Source organism: Vibrio mediterranei (genome assembly GCF_900088415.1).
Lineage (GTDB): Bacteria > Pseudomonadota > Gammaproteobacteria > Enterobacterales > Vibrionaceae > Vibrio > Vibrio mediterranei.
Genome location: NZ_FLLQ01000005.1, coordinates 96,795 through 119,543, shown reverse-complemented (window position 1 = coordinate 119,543; position 22,749 = coordinate 96,795). Strand labels below are relative to the sequence as shown.

Below are 22,749 nucleotides of genomic sequence, written 5' to 3'. Positions count from 1 at the left end.
ATTATCAATTGCATTATCATTTAAGTCTATTTATGATCATTTGAGTTTTGGATTAGCCCTTTGTTTAACGGGCTTTGAACTCTTTTGAGACTAGCTATGAAAATTGACTTGAATCAATTAAATGATTCTCATTTTGGTATATCGACGCCGGATCCACTCCGTTTTGCATTCAATAAAAAGTCATCTCCTCATGCAGGAGGAATGTCGATGCCAATCGCTGCTGAGCAGCAATCTCAGATTTTTGAGAACATCACGTCTACTTCTGTGTCTAAAGCAAATAAGCGGTGTCTCTATATCCATATCCCGTTTTGTCGGGTTAGGTGTACATTCTGTAATTTTTTTCAAAACGCAGCGAGTCGCCAGCTTGTTGATGACTATTTCGAGGCTCTATTAAAGGAGATTGAAATAAAGTCACGTTTGGCGTGGACGCAATCAGGATTATTTCACGCTGTGTATATCGGCGGTGGAACGCCAACGGATTTGTCGCCAGATCAGGTAGAGATACTTGGCAAAACTATTCGTTCTTCATTTCCATTGTCTACTGATTGCGAAATAACGCTTGAAGGTCGAACCAACCGCTTCACCGATGAGATGTTTGATAAAGCACTTGAAGGAGGCTTCAACCGTTTTTCGTTCGGAATTCAGAGCTTTGACACTAAAGTTCGCCGAAGCGCCAAGCGATTGGATGACCGTGAAGTCGTGCTGGAGCGAGTTGCCGCGTTAAGTGCGAGGGACGAGGCTCCGATAATCATTGACTTGCTTTACGGACTTCCATACCAAACTTTGGATGTGTTTGAGCAAGACTTACAAGACTTTTTGGATACGGGAGCTCATGGTGCGGATCTTTATCAGTTGGTGGTTGGTGGTAGTGCACCGATGCTAAACATGGTCGAGAAAGGAAGAATACCCGCGCCGGCAACAACCCCGGACAAAGCCAGTATGTACGAACGTGGTGTTGCCTTTATGGATAAGCATCATATTAAACAACTGAGTGTTAACCATTGGGCTCGCGACAATCGTGAACGTAGTCAATATAACAGCTTGGCGAAAACTTATGCTGAGGTATTACCTATTGGTTGCGGTGCGGGTGGCAACATTGGTGGCTATGGGTTGATGCATCATCGCTCACTTGATGCGTATATGGACGCAATGAAGAGTGGTCGTTCTACGATTGCGATGATGGTGAAGCAAGGGCCGACTGAGTCCATTAATGCGGCACTCAAAGCGGGCTTCGATAGTGGTGTTGTACGTCGCAGTGCACTACCAAGTTTCAAAGGGCAGGATACGTTCGAGCTGCTTAAACCATTATTCGCTATTTGGAGTAAAAATGGATTGGTGGAGCTAGAACAAGATTATCTGGTGCTGACTCTAGCTGGCAGTTTCTGGGCTGTGACGCTCGCACAGGGCGCCATTGAAGCGATTAATACGTTGAGCCCTCGTAAAAGTATGAACACACATCCGCATGGTCACGGCCATGGTCAAAGTGGTAAAGGACATCCATCGAAGATGGCCTCCTAGCTTGTAAATATTGGAAACCTATCACGGAAAATAAAATGTCAAAAAGTTTAAAACAGCAAGTTGCTGAGATACTGGAACAAGAACCGTCACTATTGCCAGCGGCTATTGCTGAGAAGCTACAAGTGACCGAATGTGATGTTGTTTGTGCACTGCCAGGCGAGATGGTTGCCATTGCAGACGGCAGCGTTGCACAGGAGTTACTCGAATCATTAACAACTTGGGGTCCTGTGACGACAATAGTTCATTCGTTTGGCTCAATCTTTGAAGTAAAAGCCCCGTTCCCTAAAGGTAAAGTTGCTCGAGGTTATTACAACCTGATGGGCAAGGAAGGGGAACTTCATGGACATTTGAAGCTCGACCTAATTACTAAAGTGGCTTTGGTAAGCAAACCTTTTATGGGCAGCGAAAGCCACTATTTTGGTTTCTTCGATGAAACAGGTCATAACGTGTTTAAGATTTACCTAGGGCGTGACAAGAAGCGAGTCCTATTCCCTGAGCAGGTAGAGCAATTTAACGCTCTTAAGCAAAGGTTATCTAGCCAGTAAACGCTCAACCAAAATTCAAATTTAGAATTATAATTATTAGAGAAAGTGAGGAATTCATAATGGATCAACAAGTTAAGCAAGAACGCTTACAAGGTCGACTTGGCCCAGAAATCAAAGAGTTTCGTCAAGAACGTAAAACCATTCAATTGGCAACGGTAGATGAAGAGGGACGACCAAACGTTAGTTATGCGCCTTACGTCCAAAATCAGGATGGATACTTTGTTCTGATCTCTCAGATTGCTCGTCATGCTCGCAACCTTGAGAAAAATCCTGATGTATCTTTAATGATGATTGAAGATGAAAGCGACAGTAAACAGCTTTTTGCACGCAAGCGACTGACGTTTGACGCTGTAGCGTCCATTGTTGAGCGCGATACTGAGCAATGGCAAGCTGTTATTGCTCAAATGCAAGATCGCTTTGGTGAAATCATTGATGGTCTAAGTCAACTACAAGACTTCATTCTATTTAACTTGAAAGCAGAACAAGGTCTTTTCGTTAAAGGCTTTGGGCAAGCATATCAAGTATCTGGCGATGACCTTGTTGATTTTGTACATCTTCAAGAAGGTCATCGTAAAGTCGAAAAATCTGAAGCTTAAGCGACGATACAGTCACTAAGAGTAATATCAGATACACCAAGTGCTCTAAATGAACGTTTGGGGTGAAACGACAGGATGATAGAGGGGCTGAATGACATGCCCCTCGGGATCTTTACAATGAAAGCTCCGCGCGCCATCGCTATGGTCGTGGGGCTCGTCTAATAGCGTGACGCCCCGCGCCTGCATAAATTCGTACCATTCTTGAAGCTCTTCCTTGCTGTTGACGATAAATCCAAAATGGTCGACGCTAGTGGGTGAGCAGACTCGCTGAGCTTTTGCTCTTCCTAATGATAGGTTATCGTTGCCACACGTTAAGTACACCAAGTTTTCATTGGCTCTTCTTAACACTTCCATACCCATGATATCGGTATAAAACGCTTCACACTCTTCAAACTTTTCCACTACTAACGCGATGTGTCTCATACCATTAAATGGAGAAGGTCTTTTCATTCTTTACATCCTTTGTATTCTATTTTTAATCAAATTGTATACAATAAATACATGTGATTTCAAATTCATACCAAGGAGAGGGTAAGATGTATTGCATTATTGTTCGAAATCGGGTGAAACCAGGTAGCGAAGAGCACTACAAATCAGTAATGATGGAAAATGCTAAAGCCTCAGTGACAAACGAGCCTGAGTGTTACCGGTTTGACGTTATTCAAGATAAGGAAGCACCCCAAGATTTCTACCTATACGAAATCTACCAAGACCTGCACGCACTGCAGGTACATAAACAGACATCGCACTATTTAGACAGTCGTAAATTGCTTGCAGATTTGGTGCTCGACACCATGGTGATAAGAGCTGATGTGATTGCGACAAACCCATAAAACAAGGAAATAAAATGAGCTGGAAAGTGTATTTGAGCGGAGAGATTCATACAGATTGGCGTGAGCAAATCATCGCAGGTGCTGCAGAGCTTAAGTTAGATATCGAGTTTTATTCCGCGAATACGGATCATGAATCTAGCGATGCAGCGGGCGATCACCTTAGATCTAACGACGTCCAGTTTTGGCGCGATCATCAATCATCGAAAGTGAATGCGATTCGCACTAAAAACCTAATTAAACAATGCGATATTGGTGTAGTTAGGTTTGGAGACAAGTACCGTCAATGGAATGCTGCGTTTGATGCTGGTATGTTGGCCGCGTTAGATAAACCATTTATCACTTTGCACGACGAAGGGATTATTCATCCTCTTAAAGAGGTAGATGCCGCGGCAATGGCATGGGCTGAGACACCACAACAGATCGTGGAGATTCTGCAGTACGTGACTAACAACTAATGTCAGACAACAAAAAACGCACATTTTTTATTTACATAGTGAAAAAATATGTGCGTTTTTATTGGTCAATCTAGAAGACTGCTGGCTTGTCAGCTGTAATGGCGCGGGCTAGGCTTTTTTAACGAACTTTGCCGTCACCATCATTTCACCAACACCATCCACCTTGCAATCAAGCTGATGGTCTTTACCATCATTGATATTGCGAACAACAGCTTTCGTGCCAATCTTGATGACTAGAGAGCTGCCTTTAACTTTAAGGTCTTTGATCATCGTCACCTTGTCACCAGCTTCCAATACTGCACCATTAGAGTCTTTAACAATGATGGCATCTTCCGGCACTTCATTAGGATTCCATTCGTGAGCACACTCAGGGCAGATGAGTTGGCTTTGGTCCTGATACACATACTCAGATTGACAGTTTGGGCAAGGAGGAAGAGACATAGTTAAATCCTGATTTCAGTATAGTTTGTGAGTATGGTAATAACTCTGCCAGTATGATGCGAGCAGTTTATTAGCCAACGCCAACCACGTTGTCTCTTAGCGTCTTTGAAGGACGCAGTTCGACAATAAGTTGCGCCAGTAACAATAACCCAGTTACCGCTAAACCCACCAATATACCGCCCCAGATACCAGCAAGCTCATAGCGTTCCATTAACCACCATGCGGCTGGTAGACCAAATGCCCAGTATCCTATGGCGGTCATTAGAGTTGGAAGCTTGACGATCTTCATGCCACGAAGCAGGTTAATGGCTAACAACTGCCAAGCATCTACTACGAAGCACAGTGCGACAACCCAAATCAATGAAGATAACATGTCCGTTAATGCATGTTCACCTTCTCCATCCAGTTGGAACAAACTGGCAATCGCGTCCGGCCAAGCAATGAAGACTACCGCTAGTACAGCACTTAGTATCGTCACTAGTGCGAAGCTTCGCTTCGCAACGGCTTTGACTCCAATGAGGTTATCATTGCCGAACTCTTTGCCCACAAGAATGGCCGCAGCCTGAGAAAAACCAAAATTAATATTCCAAGTGAAACTTAAGCATTGCAATAGGATTTGATGCAGGGCAAGAGCAGTTACGCCAATAAACCCTGCCATCAAGGTGCCACCGTATATCAGCCCCATTTCTAGAGCTCCTGCAATAGCAATAGGGATACCCATCGACAATAACGGTAGCATCAAACGCCAGTTGTATTCCTCGAGATGGAGCCAAGGTGCAAACCGATAGTACACTGGACGTTTGAATACCCAAGTCGCATAACCAATTAAGACCAGTGTTGCGGCAAGAGCTGTACCTATACCGAGCCCGGCAATTCCCCAATCCAAAGTAAATGCTAACCAATAGCTGAAAGGGACGTTCAAAATGACGGTAACCAGAGACATAATCATCACAGATTTGGCATCGCCATAGTTACTCGTCAGGCCACGCAAGATAAGCAGCAATAGCGTCGGCAACATGGCCCACTTTAAAGTATCAAGGTAGACCATGGCGACCGTAATCACTTCTTCAGGCTGTTGAGCAACTCTCAGAAAATCTGGGGCGAAAACAAACGCTGTCGTTAGGATGAGAGTCAGAAGCACGGCTAACATCAGAGCGCCTTTTACTGCCAATCGGACTTGTTTTAACCCATACTCAGGGCGAGCTACACTTTGTCCATAAGCAATGGCGATGAGGTTAGCGACACATCCTACGGTTGAACCTGCGATGAGGAAAACGAACGTATAGACTGAGGCTCCAAGACCACCACCCGCAAGATCACTCACACTCAATTGTGCCATCATCCAAACATCAGTAAGGACCAGCGCCATTGAAATTAGCTGAGAAACAATAAGTGGTGCAGCAAGGGATAGAATTTTCTTCATGATAGCCTCAGGTTATGATGAGGTCATTTTATATGCATAACTATGGTGTTCAATTAACATTTGTGTCACTCTGGCATGACTTCAGATCATGTGAGCAATTATGAATCTATATTCGAATATTCCCTATTCACACAATGCACTAAAAGTCTTTGAAACCGTAGCAAGGCATATGAGCTTTACCTCTGCAGCGCAAGAGCTTCACGTTACTCAAAGTGCAGTGAGCCGGCAAGTTAAGCAACTTGAAGATGATCTCAATGCATCATTGGTTATTCGTGGTCATCGCTCAATTCAGCTGACGTTGAAAGGGCAAGCACTGTTTGAAGTTTTGGGACGTAATTATCAGGCCCTTCAGTCGTTGCTTGAGTCTTGGAAAGAAGTCCAGAGTAACAAGATAGTGATTCGCGCAGCGTTAAGTTATGCCACTCGAGCGCTATTACCGAAAATACAGAAGCTAAACGAGCGTTTCCCTGATTATGAAATTGCCGTTATTCCGGTAATTGATGAAGAGGAAAGTTTAAGGAAAGGCGATTATGACCTATTCGTTTTTACCACTCGTGAAAGTGAAGCTTATCAAAACGATCCGGAAATATCCTTTATGCGAGAAGAGTACATGGCACCTGTTTGTACTCAGCAGTTACTCGGTGAAAACCGCGATATTGAACACCTTCTGACGCTACCAAGACTGCATCCAACACTTGATCATATTGATTGGCGAGTGTGGTTGGATAAAATCCAATACAAGAGTAATCAACCGGTGCGAAATTCAACATTTTTTACCTTGGATTTAACCTTGAGTGCTTGCTTGTCAGGCCATGGTGTTGCCGTTACCGATTTACTGCTTGCTTTACCGGAACTGGAACGAGAGTATCTTGTGTGCCCCAAAAATGCGCAGATCCATTTTAGTAGTTGGCGCTATTTCTGCCATAAGAGGACGGGCTCACCGATTGTTGAGGAGTTAGCGCAATGGCTAATGACCGAAACGAAAGAAGAGCTCAGAAAGCTCAATCAGCTTTCTGAGCATTATGGTTGGGGGCCAATTAGCTAGCGTTTTCAGCCATGTTCTTTTTGATGACCTGTTCCAGTTTGTCGTAAGGGACATAGCCTGGAATCAGCTCATCGCCAATGAACATAGCGGGTGTCCCACGTAAGCCCAAGGCAACAAATGTTTTGTAGTTTTTCACTAAAGACTCGTTAATTTTCGTATCACTTGTTAGATACTGTGTTGTATCTGTCTTTTTCGCGATGGCTTCGATAGAGTCTTTGGTATGTATACCAGGTTTCGCGACAAGTAGACGATTCACTTCTACAAACTTTTCGGGTGCTTGCTGCCAAACCTTAATGGCAAATGCTGCGGAGTTCGTATCGAGCCCTTCAATGACTTGCTGCTTGAGCGGGACATAGATATTGATGACTTTTACATCTTTATAGTTAGCAACTAACTTCGTCAGTTCGCCATCCAAGCGCTTGCAATATGGGCAGTTATAGTCGGTAAAATTGACGATGACTGTCGATCCATCTGTATTTCCCAGAACAGTGTGAATTGTCGTATCGTTTAGCCATGATTCACTCTGCTTTTTTGCATTCTCAAGCTGTTTTTGACCTTCGACATATTGTTGAAGACTTAGCTGTAGATCGCCGATGATCTCTGGGTTTTCGGTCAATAGCTGATGAATACTGTCTAACTGTTGTTGTTGCTCAGCGGTTAAAGCAGCATGAGACAGAGTTGGAAGTAGCGCAGCGACACTGATCGCCATTGAAATAAGCGTTTTTTTCATTGTTTTTCCTTATGCCCAGTGAACACTAGGCAAATAAAATTCGTAACCACAGCCCAATCGGCGTGATGATGCCAGTCGAGATACTCTCAATCTGCCCCTTGTTTATGATGACAACGGTCGGTGTGACACTGATGTTCCATTGTTGACTAATTAGCCCGGTTGTATCGTTAATCACCGGAAAATCGTATTCCTTAGCTGTCATATACTGTTGGACGCGTTCATTTGTACCCGACGATAGGGCAATAGATAGCACCTGATGGTCGCTTGCAAACCAATTGATCGTTGGGCTGACAAATTTACAAGCACCACACCACGTCGCCCAAAAATACAGTACAACCGGTTTTTCCTGGCTTTGTTGAATGATATCGACAGGCAAGCCTTGGGTGGTCATCGCTTTTAACGAAGGCGCTTCACCACTGGGCATTGATGTACTGCGATACCAATCCAGAGCCATTGAAACCAATGTCATCAAAATAACAATGCTGATGAGCTCTTTTGACCATTTTTTAAGACGGCTGGACCAAGGTTTTTCTTCGGTCGATTTAGCCTTCATGTGTTTCTCCGCTGGCCATATCGATAGACTGCATAACCACCTCTGACGTCAGAATAACGGGCATTGGGATGCCTTGCGGATATTCTGGACCGTAGACAATATTAAATGGCACTCCAAAGCGTCCATAGCTCTGTAGGTATTGAGTCACGCTGTCGCTTGGCGTTGTCCAGTCTCCACGCATCAGTACGATGTCTGATTGCTGAAGTTTTTCATAAACTGGGTTTTGTAGAATGACTCCAATTTTGTTGGCTTTACAGGTAATGCACCAGTCAGCAGTAACGTCAACAAATACGGTTTTTCCTTGAGCCACGAGCTCTGGTATTTGATCACGATCCAGTTTCTGCCAGTGAAGATCATCAACGATAGGCGTGGACCATTTATCTGCGGTCACACTGCCGATGATCAGTCCACCACCAACGACAAAAATCGATAGCGCAGAGAGAACAGCTACTGCCTTGCGCCCGTATTGTTTGCTAATGAGTACCAGGGTAGCAATGATAATAATGGCTACCAACGCTGCGGTTAAAGCAAAACCAATAAAGGTTGACAGTAGTGTTACTAACCAAAGACTGGTCAATAACATCATTGCACCAAATGCTAGCTTCACTTTGTTCATCCAAGGACCTGGTTTAGGGAAGACATTAACCAAGGATGGGAACAGCGTAAACAACAGCCACGGTAAGCTCATTCCGATGCCGAGTGCCACAAAAATCAACCAAAGCTCGGTATAGCTTGCTCCCAGTGCATACGCAACGGCAGTACCAAGGAAGGGAGCACTACATGGTGTCGCTAGTAACGTTGCAAACATCCCTTGAACGAAATGCCCCCCATAGCTATGGTCACCTTTAGATGCCATCCAGGTGTTGAGGCTGCTTGGGAGTTGTATGTTGAATAAACCAAGCAAATTCGCTGAAAACAATAGGGTAACTATCGCCATAAAGGCAATAAACCAATAATTCTGGAATTGAATACCCCAACCAACCATATGCCCAGCCATCTTCAGAGATGTTAAGGCACCAGCAAGTAGTAGGAATGAGCTGATGATGCCGAACGAGGAAGCAAGAAATGACAATCGAACTTGCTTTGGCGATTGATTCACGCCCGAGATGATACTGTTAAGCTTCATGCCAAGCACTGGAAGTACACAAGGCATGATATTGAGAATCAGACCGCCTATGAGAGCAAATCCTATCATCCAAATGAGGCTTCCACTCTCAGGATAGGCCATCGGTATCGTGGATACTTGTGTTGACGTTTCCGTTAATATCAGCTTATCTGACACGGTAATTTGAATGTTCTTGTCACTGATATCTGCTTCGCCAAGCCAATTGCTAACATCAAATTTGGCATACAGAGTATTGCCTTCGATGGTTATTTTGGGCTGTGCGAAGAACTCATCACTGACTTCGTCTCCATCGACCAAAATCTGTGGTTTTTTCCAAGCCGTTTTGCTGGTGAGCTTAAGTTGAAGCTCTTGTGCTTGCTGATTCCAGTAGCTTGCTTCTACGGATATTTGATTGTCCTTTTTGGGCGTCAAGCTCATGCCTTGACCAAACAGATACGCGGCATCGGAATCTAGTGAGAGAACATTGGGATCAATCTCTAAATCAATTGGGTAATCCGCTATCACACAGATATTGGTGCAGCTTGGCAATCGCAAGTTGGCTTTGAGCGAGATTGGTTTAGACGTATCTGACACGGTGACAATAATCGGGAAGCTGACTTCGTGTTTGTACCCTAAAGTCATCACCCCTAGCTGCTCATAATAAGCAGGTACGGGCCATTGCCAATCTATCGCTTCGACATTCGTCGAAGCACTCCAATCAAATTCCGGAGCGACACCGCCTTCACCGGGGCTACGCCAATAGGTTTTCCATTCTCCATCGAGTTCGACATTAAGAACCATCTCCATCTGTTTGGTTTGTGGATCGAGGTGGCCGGTAGATAGCAGTCGAACCTTCACCGGTGGATGCATTGGATCTTGAATCCATCCCGTAGATTGCGCATGTGACATTGCACTGTAGAGTGCAACGAAGACGATCGCGAACGTTAGCACTAGAGTGCTTAGTGTTTGTCGACAAAGCGACATTAAATGACGGCTACGCGCAGTGCGAGTCGTTAACATTGTGTTTGTATAAGACACAGTAATCTCCAATAAGTAATAAATAGACCTAAGTTGGAGGCGTTTTATTCCCGGAAAGTACAGTGAGTTACGTGAAGCCTGAGCTTAGGAGGATAGGTATCGCTTCGGCGAGTATGGGCTGGCTTAACTTTGCGCTCAGAGAGCAGTGCTAACAAAGCGACCAAAAACAGAAGCGGAGTAAAGGTTTCTAAATGAGCGAAAGATTGTCCAAGCAACTTTTGTGTCAATCGACATGGCTCATCAACAGGGGTGATGTTATGGACGATTTTCTCGATGGAACTCGAGTTGAACAGGGCCGCCTCGCTCATATAGGGTGCGGGTGTTGGTGCGGCTTCCACCAGTTGGCTGTGGTATGCAACGTTCGTTTTTAACGCACAAAACATCACCACCAAAATGGCAGTGAGTAAGAAGAGTGTGCGAAAATTAGATAAAATGGGTCAGTTGTGAAAAAGGTAGTGGTTATTGTATTAGCGGTCGTAACGCTAGTATTAGCTGGTCTTGGTATTGCTTATTATCTGGGCTATCTCAATCAAGATGAGACAGAAGCGATTGTGCCTCGAACACATCCTGATATACAGAATACAAGCGATGATTCGCCTTCTGAAATTGTTGTTGAACAACCCAGTCCGCCTCCTTTACCAGAATATTATTTTGTGGCGAGATCATTCGAGAACGTCCTTACTCAACCCGATCTCGCCTCTGCACCTGATGGTGTGGCGTACTATGGTGAAAAGTTGAAAGTTCTTGAGAGAGAGGGTGAGTGGATACGCATCGCGCCTATTTATCAACTCGAAGAAGGGGCAGAAGAAATATCTCAGTGGGTAAATACAAAGCACCTAGTGACTAAAGAGGTTAACCTGAGTGGCGAGCGTTGGTTAAATGTCTTAACGGACTACATCGAAGGCAGTGACGACTTTATGCTCTATCAAGAAAAATTCTTTGATGCTTCCACTAAACTGGTGAAGCAAAAGCGATGTCGATTGTCTGATTTTGAAGAACTAAGTGGTTGGGTAAAATCGATCAATCATCAAGACAGTGTTTATTTTACCTACTGTGGTGGGATTGAATCGGAGAATAAAGTTTATTTGAATGTCGCGACAGGAGAGTTATTTTAATCTGCTGCGATAAGAATATTACCACCAATAGTTTAATAGTCGTCCTGTTCCCGTTCTGCATTACGGGCCATCTCTTTAGCATACTGTTTGAGGCGCTTAAGAGCGGTGAGGTCGCCTCTTTCGATATGCTCTATGGGCGCGTAACCGTTTAAGTTTTTGGCATTGTTTCTGACATTAATGAAGTTGTTGATGAAATGAGAGCTTTCGAACGCGTTACGCAGTAGGCCATCAATTTCAACCACTAAGTGAACTCGCTCAAGTGTTGAAGGACCAATAGGGACAGTGGCAGGCGTAACTTTTAAGCGAGCATGCTGCTCAGGCGAAATTTCTAAAATGGCTTCTGTCTGTAAATTAGATGCACCCCATCCATCGAGTACGTTTAATGCGTACTTTACTAAGGTCAATTTTTCATTTTGTGACAGTTCCATTGTCATTCCTTTCTATCGTTACTCTTTGACTATAGTTTGCGACATTTATTACCTCAACATGAAGTAAACGGATTCTAATATTCGATTTAGTATTTTTTATTTGTCTTTGAGGCAACATAGGCAGATAATGCAGATCTTGGTGTCATGAGGCTAGTTTTTTGTCTAAGTTCTATTTGCAGTTTATCGTTTCTCTGGTGGTTGCGTTTTTCGCTCCGCTAGGTGTTGCTGCGTCTGAATCGGCAAATCCACAGAACTCATCTTCTGGTATTTCTCTATGGGAAGATCAAGCTTCACTTGGTGTTTCAACCAGACTTGGCCAGACAACCAGACAAAACCCAACTCCTCAAAAGCCGAAATCAAAGTCATTTGGCGACCACGATGCTAAGGCGATACTCACCGTCTGGCGTTGGACTGGCAACAACAATGAGAACCATGAATTAGAAACGCCTACTTATAGTGTGGTGTTCGATTATAGTTGTACTGGCCAACAAGAGTTGCGCAGTGCTGCCGTTAATGAAGCGCTGATAACCCCTTTCTTCCTTAATTATGTCCAAAGCAACCACCGTATCAGTGGTTGGAAAGATGGCAACACGCTCTACGTTTTCCTGAATACCCAATACGCATAGTTCGTTTTCAACCGTAAATCTATCCACCTCTACTCCAATGTAATACATGGAGAATAGTAGGTGTGCTTATCTTTATCTGTATTAAAAGTTCAGCATAACGCTGAGGGAAAACTATGCGTAAAAAGCCTCAACCGAGAGCAGTATTAAACAAATACTCTACTTGGAAATATATCGTTCTTGTCGTGACCTGTGTGGTCTTGACTCTAAGTGCTTTACCGTCTTGGTACGGCGAGAAGCCTGCTATTGAGCTGAAAGTGAGCGAGCACAACGAGCATTTAAACTCGGTATTCAAAATCAATTCCTTACTTCATGATGACGGTATCAAACCAGAGTCGGTCAGCATGGAAAGCAATGTCGCTCAACTTGTATTTGACAATGAAGCGGAGCAAACCAAGGCTCGAAATGCCCTTGGGGAGTGGGTGGGTAAGGATGACAGCATGTCCTACTCTTACACATCAGTCGCACCCGAATGGCTCCAAACGATGGGCTTTACCCCAATTAAACTTGGTTTGGACTTACGAGGTGGCGTTCAATTCTTATTGAACGTTGACGTAGACCAGGCGGTTTCTGAGCAGCGTGATGCAGTGGTCGATGAGATTAAGCAAGACTTGCGTAAAGAACGTATCTTCGGTGTACAAGTACGCCCTGACACTGATACTGATATTCGTGTTACTTCAAAAGACAGCGAAGGTGAGATTGCTGTTCGTAAATTTGTGAATGCTAACTACCCAGAATGGCAAGCGAAGGGAGAAGGGGATGAGCTATCTATTAAGATGAAAGCTCAGAACTATGCAGATTTCCAAAATCTAACCATGCAGCAAAACCTAAAAATCATGCGCCAGCGTATTGAAGAATTAGGTATCACGGAAGCAATGGTTCAGCGTCAAGGCGAATCAGGTATTCGTATCGAACTTCCTGGTGTTCAAGACCCATCATTGGCAAAACGCGTGATTGGTGCTACTGCGAGTTTGGCTTTCCATGAAGTCAGCACTTCATCAAACCCGGTGTCTACGCTTAAAGTGAAAGACGAACAAGGCAAACCGGTTACTTTGGTGAAGAAGCCAGTATTGACGGGTGAGCACATTGTTAATGCTCGCGTAGGTTTTGACCAAATGCATCGCCCTGAGGTTGATATTTCCCTCGACCATGCTGGCGGCAAAATGATGAGCGATTTCTCTGCAACGCACATCGGTAAGCCGATGGCGACGGTCTATCGCGAGTACGGTGTGGATGCACGAGGTGAAACTCAGCGCAATGAAAAAGTCATCAGTGTGGCAACCATTCAATCCCAATTGGGTAGTCAGTTCCGTATTACAGGTTCGGGTAACCTGGAAGAAGCTCAGCAACTAGCTCTGCTACTTCGTGCAGGCTCTTTGACAGCGCCTGTGACCATTGTTGAAGAGCGTACTATTGGCGCATCTCTCGGTGCGGAAAATATCCAAAATGGTTTTGCAGCTTTAGCATTAGGCATGGGACTAACTCTGACCTTTATGGCGCTTTGGTATCGTCGATTAGGTTGGGTAGCCAATGTGGCGTTGGTGCTGAATATGAGCTGTTTATTAGGTCTAATAGCACTGGTGCCTGGTGCCATTTTAACGCTTCCGGGTATTGCTGGTTTAGTACTTACAGTCGGTATGGCGGTAGATACCAATGTACTTATTTTTGAACGTATCAGAGATAAATTGGCGGAAGGGCGTAGCTTTGCTCAAGCAATAGACCAGGGTTTCAACTCTGCAGTGGCAACCATTATGGATGCAAATATCACCACCATGATTACGGCGGTTATTTTATATGCCATTGGTAATGGTCCGATTCAAGGGTTCGCATTAACGCTAGGCCTTGGTCTGCTAACAAGCATGTTCACGGGCATTTTCGCATCGCGTGCAATTATTAATTTGAAGTGGGGACGAGACACTCGTCGTGAGGTGAGGGTTTAATCATGAAAAACTTCTTTAAAACTAATATTCGTTCCATTCGATATTTTACTAACGTGCTTTCCATTGCCTTGGTCGTGATTTCGATTATCGCCGTTGGAATGAGAGGATTGAACTTCGGTTTGGATTTCACCGGTGGTGTTGTATCAGAGGTGCAACTGGCATCAAATACCAGCCAAAATGAACTGAAACAGACACTAGAACCCGTTTTAGGCGATGGCATTACAGTTACCCAATCAGGAGAAGAAGGGCGCTGGACTATTCGTTATGCTGCAGACCAAGGTGCAGCGAAACACAATGAGTTCAAAGAAACGCTGCTAAAGGCATATCCAGGTTCTACCATTGTCAGTGACAGTATTGTTGGTGCTCAGGTTGGTCAAGACCTTTATGACCAGGGCGGTTTGGCGCTGTTAGTTTGTTTGCTTTGTATCTTAGGCTACTTGAGCTTCCGATTCGAATGGCGTTTGGCTAGTGGCGCATTAGCGGCACTTCTGCATGATGTCATTTTAGTGTTGGGCTTTTTTGCGTTGACTCAGATGGAGTTTAACCTCACGGTTTTCGCTGCGATCTTAGCCATCTTGGGTTACTCGCTCAATGACTCGATTATTATTGCCGACCGTATTCGTGAAATCCTGAAGTTGCGTCCAAATGAGCAAACTGCTGATGTAAGTGACCAAGCAGTTATAGCGACGTTTGCGAGAACAATGGTGACTTCTGGTACTACTCTGATTACCGTTGCTGCACTTTGGTTATTGGGCGGTGATGCATTGCAAGGCTTCGCTACGGCAATGTTTATTGGGATTTTCTCCGGCACTTGGTCATCAATTTCAATGGGTACCGTTATCCCAGAATGGTTGCACTTAGAATCGAAACATTACCAACCGATAGAAGTAGATACAGCACCTTAGAAAGTTTTTGCAATTGTATACGAAAAACCGCCAGTATTTGGCGGTTTTTTCTTGGGTTCTCAGTTAAGTTTCTTAACTGAGATACTTACTTTCATCCACCTCATCAATCTGCGTAGGGGCCAGGAATCGCTTCGAGTACGTCATGTATACGCGACTCTTAATAAATAATTGGAATACTTCCATGTCAACGTGCTCTTCCAGAGCCATTTTATGTAAAATATCCAAAGACTCACTGATGGTTTTAGCTTTCTTGTAAGGTCTATCTGCAGCTGTAAGTGCCTCAAAAATATCCGCAACGGCTAAGATACGCTCTGGGATTGACAACTTGTCCCCGGTTAAACGTCTAGGGTAGCCATCTCCTCTCATTGTTTCATGGTGAGTGGTAGCAATTCGTTCCACGTTTTTGAGATCTTCAGGAAAAGGGATACTGCTCAGCATCTTGATACCAGCAATCATATGTTCGTTAATTTTAAAGCGCTCTTCTTGCGTCAATGTTCCTCTTGAAATGGAGAGATTATAGATCTCGCCAAGATTATATAGGTGTTCAGGAACGTTCATATTGATGCCTAGCTTTTCATCTAGCTCGTAGTCTGCAGAGCGAGTGATGATATGCTCAGGTCTATCGCTAAGTAGTGGCTCACAAGCAGGCGACCTCGTTTCTGCAGATAGACGTTGTTCTTCTAACGGTGACAAACCAAGGTAACGGTCAAAGTGGCTGGTCCAGGTTTGTTTGCCTATTTCGACAATGCGAACTTTGTCTTGCTCATTAATAAACTCGTTTCCAACATTTAATTGTGCAATGAAGCTAAACTGCTCTAGGAGTTCTTCTTGACGTTGTTTTAGGTTCTGTTTCGCATCAGTGGCCAAGTTTGGCTGCTCTAACTGAATGTTTAGCGCTGTAATTTCAGCATCGCGCCATAACACTTCAAATCGAGTTCGAATTTCATGAATTCGGTTATAGTTAGTTTCCAATTTGGTTCCTTTATCGACCACATACTCTGGTGTGGTGATTTTTCCGCAATCGTGCAACCAAGCAGCAATGCGAAATTCTTTGCGTTTGGCTTCGTTTTCAAACTCAAATGATTCAAAGATGCCGTCGTTCGATTGCTCTGCAGCGTCGCTAAGGAGGAACGCAAGCTCAGGGACTCGTAAACAGTGTGCGCCTGTGTAAGGCGATTTCTCATCGACGGCACGCGCGATAAGCTGAATGATTGCCTCAATAAATGCATCCTGCGAGCGCTGAAATGCATCTAAAGACTGCGACATATCATAGATAGCATGAGATAACTCATTCACCTCCCGCACAGAACTGTTGAACGCCTTCACTTTATTATATTGGCGGTGTTTAATTCGCTTGGTTTGCAGGAGTAATTTCTTAATCGGACTGGACATCGGAGTGCTGATACGCCACACAAGAGGAATCATGATAACGAGTGCAGCTAAGGTCCAGAGAGAGCTATTGATAATGTACTGGTAGGCACCACCTAGAAGTTTCTTTTCCGGTATGGTGAGTACGAAATATTCTTGGGGTGTGTCGTTAACTTCAGTGATATAAACAAAGTGCTTTTGTCCCTTCATATCGACAGAGGAGATCTTTTCATGGAAGCTTGGATCTTCCAGCATAGATAGCAGCCGATTTGAAGGAATATGGCTAGTGTGGTGTTGGTCGCTATTCAGCCATTTGTCTGCTAACACGGTACGCACTTTCTCCTGATCAAGATAGGTTAGCGCTTGATTAATCAGTTCTATGTACGGCTTAAGTTGCTCATTAGCAATAAAAACGAAGTCAGTTGGAAACGCTGGATGTTTTTTTAATGATTGAGTCTTCAAGTCATAGTTAATTAGTTTTTCGACTTTACTTTTGATTACAGGTGCAACATCAACAATACCTACAATTTTCTGGGTCTGTACATCTTCAAACGCTTCATCATAAGTATCGTAGGCATAAACGGTAATACTTGGGTAATCTTTTCTCAACTGCTCGACAATAGACCAACCACCAAGGAAGCCGACTGTTCTGCCTTTGAGGTCATCCCACGATGCTATATGTGGTGCGCTTTTATGCGTAGCAATGGCGTACTCAAGAGAATATAGGATGTCACTTTCGATACTGTGGTCAGAGACATTACTATCACTAGCAATAGATTGCAGAATATCAATTTTGCCCAGACGAAAGTCGTTAACGAGTTCCTGCCAACTTCGACCATTGATGTACTCAAACTGTAGTCCGGTGGCATCAGAGATTAGCGTGAATAAGTCGATGGCAAGTCCGTCCGGATTGCCAACCACAGTAAAATCGATAGGCTCCCAATCTAATTGATTTGATACTTTGAGCACCGGTGAGTTGATAACAAGATCAAGCTGTGTATTTGTTAGTGGCATTTTATCGATGAAGGGCAGGCTATTTGCCGTGTCTAATATAGTATTGGTGCCAATAATCCGACCCTCACCATCCGTTATGTAAGCATCTGCTCCCTCCAGCGCGACATTATCAGACAAGCTATCTTCAAAGTGTTCATTTAGTGAAGCGAGAGCAATATCGACGCCAATGACAGCGTTGAGGCTCGGTATCTTACGAGAAAATGTCTGGCCAGTGACTCGTAGGTTGTGAAAGAGATAAGGTGTGGTTTTATAGACCTCTTCTTCAGGGGCACGTGTGTACCATCCCCTTTGTGTTGGGTAAAAAATACTGACTTCTTCTTGCTCTCTACTGAGTTCAAAATTATCGAAGTAGAATCGTGTGCGCTTGACCCGCTTTCCGTCGATATCATTGGAATGTTCGATAACCATCCAAGATTCGCCTTCAAGTAGGTTCAATTTATCGGAGATGTATTTAGGTTTCAGGTTGATGAGTTGAAGAAAGTCATCATTATCAAATCCGATATAAATGCTATGGATAAATGGGTTACCGAGAAATGTGGCTCCAAACAGCTCAATTAGTTCCGAAGGACTCTTTTCGCTTAACTGGGTACTCAATAGGTATCCCAGTTGAACCGCAGACTGCTCTCCGACTTGATCGATCTGTTCCAATCGCTGTGAGACCAATGACGAAATCAACTGATAGTTTGCTAAGGCATGGTTGACTTCGCGTTCTTTAGTCAGTGAATAAATGACGGTAGCCGAAATTAAGGCTGTAGCTGTGATAGCGAGAGTAAACAGTAACGCTACAACACGGCGTATGGAGAGTTTGCTAGATGTTTTGTTTTTCTTGGACATGACCACTGACACTTTCTACAACAGAGGGATAGCGTGAGCTTTAATAAGCTGATTCTACTCTATTTGTTTCATTTTATTGGAGTAAATTAACTATAGTAGAAATCATGTGGTTAAGAGGGGAAAAATAAAAAGCCCCGCATGAGCGGGGCTAAAAGCTTTATTGCTGTTTGTCTTTACCGAGAGACAACAACCATATCGAAACGGCTGCGACTCCAACGAATCCCGACAAAATGATGACTGGCATTGCAGCATAACCTAGTACGTGCCAAATCACCGATTCTAATGTACTCATTCAGTGCTCCTTATTGCCAGCCTTCTACACCTTTCATATCAGGCAGTTTGTGTGCGATACCTTTGTGGCAATCAACACAAGTTTTATCGCCAGACGCTAATGCAGTAGAGTGCTGCTGCACGCTTCGTGGGCCTTGCTCGGAAAAGTCCATGTAATCAAATTCATGACAGTTACGACACTCAAGGGAGTCATTAGCTTTGAGTCGAGCCCATTCTCGTTCAGCTAGGTGTCCACGTCGTGCTTGGAACTTCTCAGGAGTATCGATGGTTTTCAACACATAATGTGCAAACAACTCTTTCGAAGCTTGAACCTTACGAACAATTTTGTCTGTCCAGTTGTGAGGAACGTGACAGTCAGAGCAGATTGCACGAACACCAGAGCGGTTCGAATAGTGAATTGTCTCTTGGATTTCAGCAACAATTGGTGCGTGACATCCAGAACAGAATTCTTCAGTATTCGTTGCTTCCATACCCGTGTTGAAAGCACCCCAAAATAGCAGACCGCCGGCGAAACCAAGGAATAGCACAACACCAGCTGCTGCTTTACTTGGTGACTTTAAACGAGTCCAAAACGCTTTAAGAAATTTCATATATAGCCTCTCTTAATACTTCGTGGCTATTCAGTACGCAATGAATCTACGCGCTCAAACTCGTTACCTACTAGCGGTTGTGCATCAACCTGAGGAACGTGGCACTGCAAGCAGAAATAACGACGAGGGGAAACGTCCGCTAAAACAGCATCTTCACGGTTCATATAGTGAGTTACGCTGATTTTAGTCGCACCTGCTTCTTTCGCGTTTTTCCAGCTATGGCAAGCCAAGCATTTGTTTGCGTTAAGCGATACTTCATAGTTGCGAATTTGATGAGGGATCAGTGGAGGCTGATACACGTAATCACTCTCAATCACTTGGTCTTTAGGAATATGTTTGAAGTCATCCGCTGGGCGTGTGTCTTCAAGGTTACTACTACCACGAAGTGAATCTAGACCACCAGTTCCACCCGGGTTATTCAATTCTGCTTGCGCAACACCTGCAATCAGTGCACCAACAGAGAGAATAGCGACAATCAGTTTTTTCATTTTGTTATCTCCGCCTTAAGGCTAATTCTTCGGCGGCCACTTCTATTGAAGCAGCCACGTTTCAATATTGTCTCTGTTAAGCCACTTTCGTGATCTTCACAGGGCACTTCTTGAAGTCTGTCTGTTTAGACAGAGGGTCAGTCGCATCAAGAATCAACTTGTTGATTAGGATACGAGCATCGAAGAATGGTACGAATACCAAACCTTTTGGCGGACGGTTACGGCCACGAGTCTCAACACGTACACGTACTTCACCACGTTTATTAGCCATCACTACTTCATCACCACGGCGAAGGCCACGAGACTTAGCATCTTCAGGGTGGATATAACACACTGCATCTGGCACGGCTTTGTACAGTTCAGGTACACGGCGAGTCATAGTACCTGTATGCCAGTGCTCGAGAACACGGCCAGTACATAGCCATAGGTCGAATTCTTCATCTGGCACTTCTGGTGGCGCTTCATACGGTGCTGAAATAATCAGAGCTTTACCGTCTGGTTTACCATAGAAGTCCCAACCAGAACCTGCTTTCGCATATGGATCTGAGCCTTCTTTGTAACGCCACAATGTTTCTTTGCCATCAACAACCGGCCAACGTAGACCACGAACTTGATGGTAAACATCGTATGGAGCCAAATCGTGACCATGACCACGACCAAATGCCGCGTACTCTTCGAACAGGCCTTTTTGAACGTAGTAGCCGAAGTGGTGAGCATCATCGTTAAGCTCACGAGCTTCTTCGATAGGGTACTTATCAACTTGGCCGTTCTTGAACAGCATGTCGTACATGGTTTTACCGCGGTACTCTGGCGCTTTCGCGAGTAACTCTTCTGGCCAAACTTCTTCCATCTTGAAGCGTTTCGAGAACTCCATTACCTGCCATAGGTCAGACTTAGCTTCTCCAACCGTCTCAACTTGTTGATACCAAGCTTGAGTGCGACGCTCTGCGTTTCCGTAAGCGCCTTCTTTTTCGATCCACATTGCGGTAGGAAGAATCAAATCAGCCGCTTGTGCAGTCGCTGTAGGATAAGGGTCAGAACAAACAATGAAGTTTTCAGGGTTACGGTAACCAGGAAGACGTTCTTCGTTAATATTCGGACCTGCTTGCAGGTTGTTGTTACATTGAATCCAATAGCAGTTCAATACGCCATCGTGTAGCATTCGATCTTGCAACACTGCATGGAAGCCTGGTTTTGGTGGAATAGTCCCTTCTGGAAGCTTCCACTCTTTCTCAGCAATCGCACGGTGCTTAGGATTTGCTACAACCATGTCTGCTGGTAGACGGTGCGCAAAGGTACCAACTTCACGGGCTGTACCACATGCTGATGGCTGGCCTGTTAGTGAGAATGGGCTGTTACCCGGAGTTGCGATCTTACCGGTTAGTAGGTGGATGTTATAAACTAGACCGTTCATCCATACACCACGAGTATGTTGGTTCATACCCATAGTCCAAAGAGACATAACCTTAACGTTTGGATCAGCATATTGCTTAGCAAGCTCAATCAACTTCTCTGGTTCAACACCAGATATTTCAGAAGCTTTTTCTACAGTGTAAGGTGCGACAGAGGCTTTGTATTGTTCAAACGTAATGTCTGACATTTTGCCTGAGTTCGGGTGAGCCGCTGCTTTTTGCAGTGGATCATCGTCACGCAGACCGTAACCGATATCAGTTTCAGCTTGCTTGAAGTTGGTGTGCTTGTTAACAAAGTCCCAGTTTACTGCATCGTTTTGAATGATGTAGTTCGCGATAAAGTTTGCGATAGCAAGGTCAGACTGAGGGTTGAAAATGTAACCGTGGTCAGCAAGCTCAAACGAACGATGGTAGTACGTAGAAAGTACGTTTACACGAACATGTGGGTGGCTTAAGCGACGGTCAGTGATACGAGTCCAAAGAACTGGGTGCATCTCTGCCATGTTCGAACCCCAAAGTACGAACGCGTCCGCATTTTCGAAGTCGTCGTAACAACCCATTGGCTCATCGATACCAAAAGCACGCATGAAACCAACTACCGCTGACGCCATACAGTGACGTGCGTTAGGGTCAATGTTGTTTGAACGGAAGCCCGCTTTCATCATCTTAGCTGCAGCATAACCTTCCATAACGGTCCATTGGCCTGAGCCAAACATACCGATACTTGTTGGGCCTTTCGCTTTTAGTGAAGCTTTCCACTTCTCAGCCATAATATCGAACGCTTGGTCCCAAGAAATTGGAGTGAAGTCGCCGTCTTTATCAAATTTGCCATCTTTCATACGAAGTAGTGGCTGAGTTAGACGGTCATTTCCGTACATAATCTTAGAGAGGAAGTAACCCTTGATACAGTTTAGACCCTTGTTTACTGGCGCCTCTGGGTCACCTTGGGTTGCAACAACTTTACCGTTTTGCGTCCCTACCAGTACAGAACAGCCTGTACCACAGAAACGACAAGGAGCTTTATCCCAGGTAATTTTTGTTTGGTCGGAGCTAGCAATCAGGTTGGTAGCCGATGCAGGAAGGGTAATACCCGCTACCGCTGCCGCTGATGCCGCTGCGTTTGCTTTCACAAACGCACGTCTTGTCATTTTCATACTTCACCCTCTAATTGGGAATGGTTACTTCCAGTGTTATTTTCATCGTCATCTAACCCGTGCTCGATTTGGTGATAAACCAAGGCCGCGTTAAGGACATTCGGTAGGTTGTTGATAGCGTCAATTGTGTCGGTGACGAAACCCTGATTCTCGGTTTCCAGAACAACAATAATCTTGCCGTCCTCGCTGTCTCCGTAGATCTCCGCGTTATCGAATTGTTCGATTTGCGCTTTGATTTCTGCAAGGTGCTCAGCCTTGCAATGTACTACCAAACTAGAAATGTGCACTTCGTTTAGTGACATAAA

24 protein-coding genes are annotated in these 22,749 nt (G+C 44.5%); 10 read left to right on the top strand and 14 right to left on the bottom strand.

The features are described 5' to 3' along the window. The first annotated feature begins 96 nt into the window (after window positions 1–96). The 3 genes from hutW to hutZ are packed head-to-tail and all read left to right on the top strand — an operon-like array spanning window position 97 to window position 2,659. Window positions 97–1,518, top strand: coding sequence for a heme anaerobic degradation radical SAM methyltransferase ChuW/HutW (hutW, locus tag VME0621_RS15455; protein WP_006075204.1), 1,422 nt, complete (start codon window positions 97–99; stop codon window positions 1,516–1,518). 35 nt (window positions 1,519–1,553) lie between these two features. Continuing rightward, window positions 1,554–2,063 (top strand): heme utilization cystosolic carrier protein HutX, encoded by a 510-nt coding sequence (gene hutX, locus VME0621_RS15450; protein WP_006075205.1) that lies wholly within the window; start codon window positions 1,554–1,556, stop codon window positions 2,061–2,063. 59 nt (window positions 2,064–2,122) lie between these two features. After that, window positions 2,123–2,659 (top strand): heme utilization protein HutZ, encoded by a 537-nt coding sequence (gene hutZ, locus VME0621_RS15445; protein WP_062458288.1) that lies wholly within the window; start codon window positions 2,123–2,125, stop codon window positions 2,657–2,659. Window positions 2,660–2,704: 45 nt separating this feature from the next. Here the strand turns inward: hutZ and VME0621_RS15440 are convergent, their stop codons facing one another. After that, on the bottom strand, window positions 2,705–3,109 hold the full coding sequence (locus VME0621_RS15440) for a VOC family protein (RefSeq protein ID WP_065311703.1): 405 nt from the start codon (window positions 3,107–3,109) through the stop codon (window positions 2,705–2,707). Between the two features lie 86 nt (window positions 3,110–3,195). Here VME0621_RS15440 and VME0621_RS15435 point away from each other — a divergent pair, with 86 nt between their 5' ends. Together VME0621_RS15435 and VME0621_RS15430 are read left to right on the top strand one after the other, a co-directional pair. Further along, the gene (locus tag VME0621_RS15435; protein WP_031495897.1) at window positions 3,196–3,492 is read left to right on the top strand and encodes a putative quinol monooxygenase; all 297 of its coding nucleotides are present in this window, start codon (window positions 3,196–3,198) and stop codon (window positions 3,490–3,492) included. A 14-nt stretch (window positions 3,493–3,506) separates the two neighbouring features. Beyond that, window positions 3,507–3,947, top strand: coding sequence for a YtoQ family protein (locus VME0621_RS15430; RefSeq protein ID WP_065311702.1), 441 nt, complete (start codon window positions 3,507–3,509; stop codon window positions 3,945–3,947). A 108-nt stretch (window positions 3,948–4,055) separates the two neighbouring features. Here VME0621_RS15430 and VME0621_RS15425 read toward each other — a convergent pair whose 3' ends face one another. Together VME0621_RS15425 and VME0621_RS15420 are read right to left on the bottom strand one after the other, a co-directional pair. Continuing rightward, window positions 4,056–4,388, bottom strand: coding sequence for a zinc ribbon domain-containing protein YjdM (locus VME0621_RS15425; RefSeq protein WP_006075210.1), 333 nt, complete (start codon window positions 4,386–4,388; stop codon window positions 4,056–4,058). Between the two features lie 70 nt (window positions 4,389–4,458). Further along, window positions 4,459–5,811: an MATE family efflux transporter gene (locus tag VME0621_RS15420; RefSeq protein WP_062462019.1), complete on the bottom strand. Its 1,353-nt coding sequence runs from the start codon at window positions 5,809–5,811 to the stop codon at window positions 4,459–4,461. Window positions 5,812–5,911: 100 nt separating this feature from the next. Here VME0621_RS15420 and VME0621_RS15415 point away from each other — a divergent pair, with 100 nt between their 5' ends. After that, entirely contained in the window at window positions 5,912–6,856 is a 945-nt protein-coding gene (locus VME0621_RS15415; protein WP_062462021.1) for a LysR family transcriptional regulator, read from the top strand. On the opposite strand, the gene VME0621_RS15410 is transcribed toward VME0621_RS15415, so the two are convergent. From VME0621_RS15410 to VME0621_RS15395, 4 genes are all read right to left on the bottom strand, one after another. Next, window positions 6,849–7,586, bottom strand: a complete 738-nt coding sequence (locus VME0621_RS15410) for a DsbA family protein (RefSeq protein WP_062462024.1) — start codon at window positions 7,584–7,586, stop codon at window positions 6,849–6,851. The two genes, VME0621_RS15415 and VME0621_RS15410, sit on opposite strands and share 8 nt — an antisense overlap. Before the next feature lie 25 nt (window positions 7,587–7,611). Next, on the bottom strand, window positions 7,612–8,139 hold the full coding sequence (locus VME0621_RS15405) for a protein disulfide oxidoreductase (RefSeq protein ID WP_062462029.1): 528 nt from the start codon (window positions 8,137–8,139) through the stop codon (window positions 7,612–7,614). Next, window positions 8,129–10,228 (bottom strand): protein-disulfide reductase DsbD family protein, encoded by a 2,100-nt coding sequence (locus VME0621_RS15400; RefSeq protein ID WP_082795560.1) that lies wholly within the window; start codon window positions 10,226–10,228, stop codon window positions 8,129–8,131. Before VME0621_RS15400 ends, VME0621_RS15405 begins: the two co-directional genes overlap by 11 nt. 98 nt (window positions 10,229–10,326) lie before the next feature. Continuing rightward, window positions 10,327–10,665: a hypothetical protein gene (locus VME0621_RS15395; RefSeq protein ID WP_062462039.1), complete on the bottom strand. Its 339-nt coding sequence runs from the start codon at window positions 10,663–10,665 to the stop codon at window positions 10,327–10,329. Window positions 10,666–10,725: 60 nt separating this feature from the next. Between VME0621_RS15395 and VME0621_RS15390 the strand changes: the two genes are divergently transcribed. After that, window positions 10,726–11,397 carry an SH3 domain-containing protein gene (locus VME0621_RS15390; RefSeq protein ID WP_006069389.1) on the top strand — a complete coding sequence of 224 codons (672 nt, stop codon included), beginning with the start codon at window positions 10,726–10,728 and terminating at the stop codon, window positions 11,395–11,397. A gap of 32 nt (window positions 11,398–11,429) precedes the next feature. Here VME0621_RS15390 and VME0621_RS15385 read toward each other — a convergent pair whose 3' ends face one another. Beyond that, complete coding sequence (locus tag VME0621_RS15385) at window positions 11,430–11,825, bottom strand: hypothetical protein (RefSeq protein ID WP_006069390.1); 396 nt, start codon at window positions 11,823–11,825, stop codon at window positions 11,430–11,432. A gap of 158 nt (window positions 11,826–11,983) precedes the next feature. On the opposite strand from VME0621_RS15385, the gene VME0621_RS15380 reads away from it, so the two are divergent. The 3 genes from VME0621_RS15380 to secF all read left to right on the top strand — a co-directional run bounded on the left by VME0621_RS15380 (window position 11,984) and on the right by secF (window position 15,293). Further along, window positions 11,984–12,451, top strand: a complete 468-nt coding sequence (locus tag VME0621_RS15380; RefSeq protein WP_006069391.1) for a hypothetical protein — start codon at window positions 11,984–11,986, stop codon at window positions 12,449–12,451. A 113-nt stretch (window positions 12,452–12,564) separates the two neighbouring features. Then, window positions 12,565–14,388: a protein translocase subunit SecD gene (gene secD / locus VME0621_RS15375; RefSeq protein ID WP_062462041.1), complete on the top strand. Its 1,824-nt coding sequence runs from the start codon at window positions 12,565–12,567 to the stop codon at window positions 14,386–14,388. 2 nt (window positions 14,389–14,390) lie between these two features. Further along, on the top strand, window positions 14,391–15,293 hold the full coding sequence (secF, locus tag VME0621_RS15370) for a protein translocase subunit SecF (protein WP_062462044.1): 903 nt from the start codon (window positions 14,391–14,393) through the stop codon (window positions 15,291–15,293). A 72-nt stretch (window positions 15,294–15,365) separates the two neighbouring features. Here the strand turns inward: secF and VME0621_RS15365 are convergent, their stop codons facing one another. The 6 genes from VME0621_RS15365 to VME0621_RS15340 form a co-directional block, all read right to left on the bottom strand. Further along, entirely contained in the window at window positions 15,366–18,509 is a 3,144-nt protein-coding gene (locus VME0621_RS15365) for an HD domain-containing phosphohydrolase (RefSeq protein ID WP_062462046.1), read from the bottom strand. A 157-nt stretch (window positions 18,510–18,666) separates the two neighbouring features. Next, window positions 18,667–18,801, bottom strand: a complete 135-nt coding sequence (locus tag VME0621_RS15360; RefSeq protein WP_006069395.1) for a TIGR02808 family protein — start codon at window positions 18,799–18,801, stop codon at window positions 18,667–18,669. A 10-nt stretch (window positions 18,802–18,811) separates the two neighbouring features. After that, on the bottom strand, window positions 18,812–19,390 hold the full coding sequence (locus VME0621_RS15355; RefSeq protein WP_006069396.1) for a NapC/NirT family cytochrome c: 579 nt from the start codon (window positions 19,388–19,390) through the stop codon (window positions 18,812–18,814). Window positions 19,391–19,416: 26 nt separating this feature from the next. After that, window positions 19,417–19,878 (bottom strand): nitrate reductase cytochrome c-type subunit, encoded by a 462-nt coding sequence (locus VME0621_RS15350; protein ID WP_006069397.1) that lies wholly within the window; start codon window positions 19,876–19,878, stop codon window positions 19,417–19,419. Window positions 19,879–19,954: 76 nt separating this feature from the next. Continuing rightward, the gene (napA, locus tag VME0621_RS15345) at window positions 19,955–22,444 is read right to left on the bottom strand and encodes a periplasmic nitrate reductase subunit alpha (RefSeq protein WP_062462048.1); all 2,490 of its coding nucleotides are present in this window, start codon (window positions 22,442–22,444) and stop codon (window positions 19,955–19,957) included. After that, a complete protein-coding gene (locus VME0621_RS15340) occupies window positions 22,441–22,746 on the bottom strand; it encodes a chaperone NapD (RefSeq protein ID WP_006069399.1) in 306 nt (101 codons plus the stop codon). Before VME0621_RS15340 ends, napA begins: the two co-directional genes overlap by 4 nt. Window positions 22,747–22,749: the final 3 nt, after the last annotated feature.

Bases quoted from the DNA above. Each gene is read 5' to 3' on its own strand.
- hutW (WP_006075204.1), top strand. From the start codon at position 97: ATGAAAATTGACTTGAATCAATTAAATGATTCTCATTTTGGTATATCG.
- hutX (WP_006075205.1), top strand. From the start codon at position 1,554: ATGTCAAAAAGTTTAAAACAGCAAGTTGCTGAGATACTGGAACAAGAA.
- hutZ (WP_062458288.1), top strand. From the start codon at position 2,123: ATGGATCAACAAGTTAAGCAAGAACGCTTACAAGGTCGACTTGGCCCA.
- VME0621_RS15440 (WP_065311703.1), bottom strand. From the start codon at position 3,109: ATGAAAAGACCTTCTCCATTTAATGGTATGAGACACATCGCGTTAGTA.
- VME0621_RS15435 (WP_031495897.1), top strand. From the start codon at position 3,196: ATGTATTGCATTATTGTTCGAAATCGGGTGAAACCAGGTAGCGAAGAG.
- VME0621_RS15430 (WP_065311702.1), top strand. From the start codon at position 3,507: ATGAGCTGGAAAGTGTATTTGAGCGGAGAGATTCATACAGATTGGCGT.
- VME0621_RS15425 (WP_006075210.1), bottom strand. From the start codon at position 4,388: ATGTCTCTTCCTCCTTGCCCAAACTGTCAATCTGAGTATGTGTATCAG.
- VME0621_RS15420 (WP_062462019.1), bottom strand. From the start codon at position 5,811: ATGAAGAAAATTCTATCCCTTGCTGCACCACTTATTGTTTCTCAGCTA.
- VME0621_RS15415 (WP_062462021.1), top strand. From the start codon at position 5,912: ATGAATCTATATTCGAATATTCCCTATTCACACAATGCACTAAAAGTC.
- VME0621_RS15410 (WP_062462024.1), bottom strand. From the start codon at position 7,586: ATGAAAAAAACGCTTATTTCAATGGCGATCAGTGTCGCTGCGCTACTT.
- VME0621_RS15405 (WP_062462029.1), bottom strand. From the start codon at position 8,139: ATGAAGGCTAAATCGACCGAAGAAAAACCTTGGTCCAGCCGTCTTAAA.
- VME0621_RS15400 (WP_082795560.1), bottom strand. From the start codon at position 10,228: ATGTCGCTTTGTCGACAAACACTAAGCACTCTAGTGCTAACGTTCGCG.
- VME0621_RS15395 (WP_062462039.1), bottom strand. From the start codon at position 10,665: ATGTTTTGTGCGTTAAAAACGAACGTTGCATACCACAGCCAACTGGTG.
- VME0621_RS15385 (WP_006069390.1), bottom strand. From the start codon at position 11,825: ATGGAACTGTCACAAAATGAAAAATTGACCTTAGTAAAGTACGCATTA.
- secD (WP_062462041.1), top strand. From the start codon at position 12,565: ATGCGTAAAAAGCCTCAACCGAGAGCAGTATTAAACAAATACTCTACT.
- secF (WP_062462044.1), top strand. From the start codon at position 14,391: ATGAAAAACTTCTTTAAAACTAATATTCGTTCCATTCGATATTTTACT.
- VME0621_RS15365 (WP_062462046.1), bottom strand. From the start codon at position 18,509: ATGTCCAAGAAAAACAAAACATCTAGCAAACTCTCCATACGCCGTGTT.
- VME0621_RS15360 (WP_006069395.1), bottom strand. From the start codon at position 18,801: ATGAGTACATTAGAATCGGTGATTTGGCACGTACTAGGTTATGCTGCA.
- VME0621_RS15355 (WP_006069396.1), bottom strand. From the start codon at position 19,390: ATGAAATTTCTTAAAGCGTTTTGGACTCGTTTAAAGTCACCAAGTAAA.
- VME0621_RS15350 (WP_006069397.1), bottom strand. From the start codon at position 19,878: ATGAAAAAACTGATTGTCGCTATTCTCTCTGTTGGTGCACTGATTGCA.
- napA (WP_062462048.1), bottom strand. From the start codon at position 22,444: ATGAAAATGACAAGACGTGCGTTTGTGAAAGCAAACGCAGCGGCATCA.
- VME0621_RS15340 (WP_006069399.1), bottom strand. From the start codon at position 22,746: ATGTCACTAAACGAAGTGCACATTTCTAGTTTGGTAGTACATTGCAAG.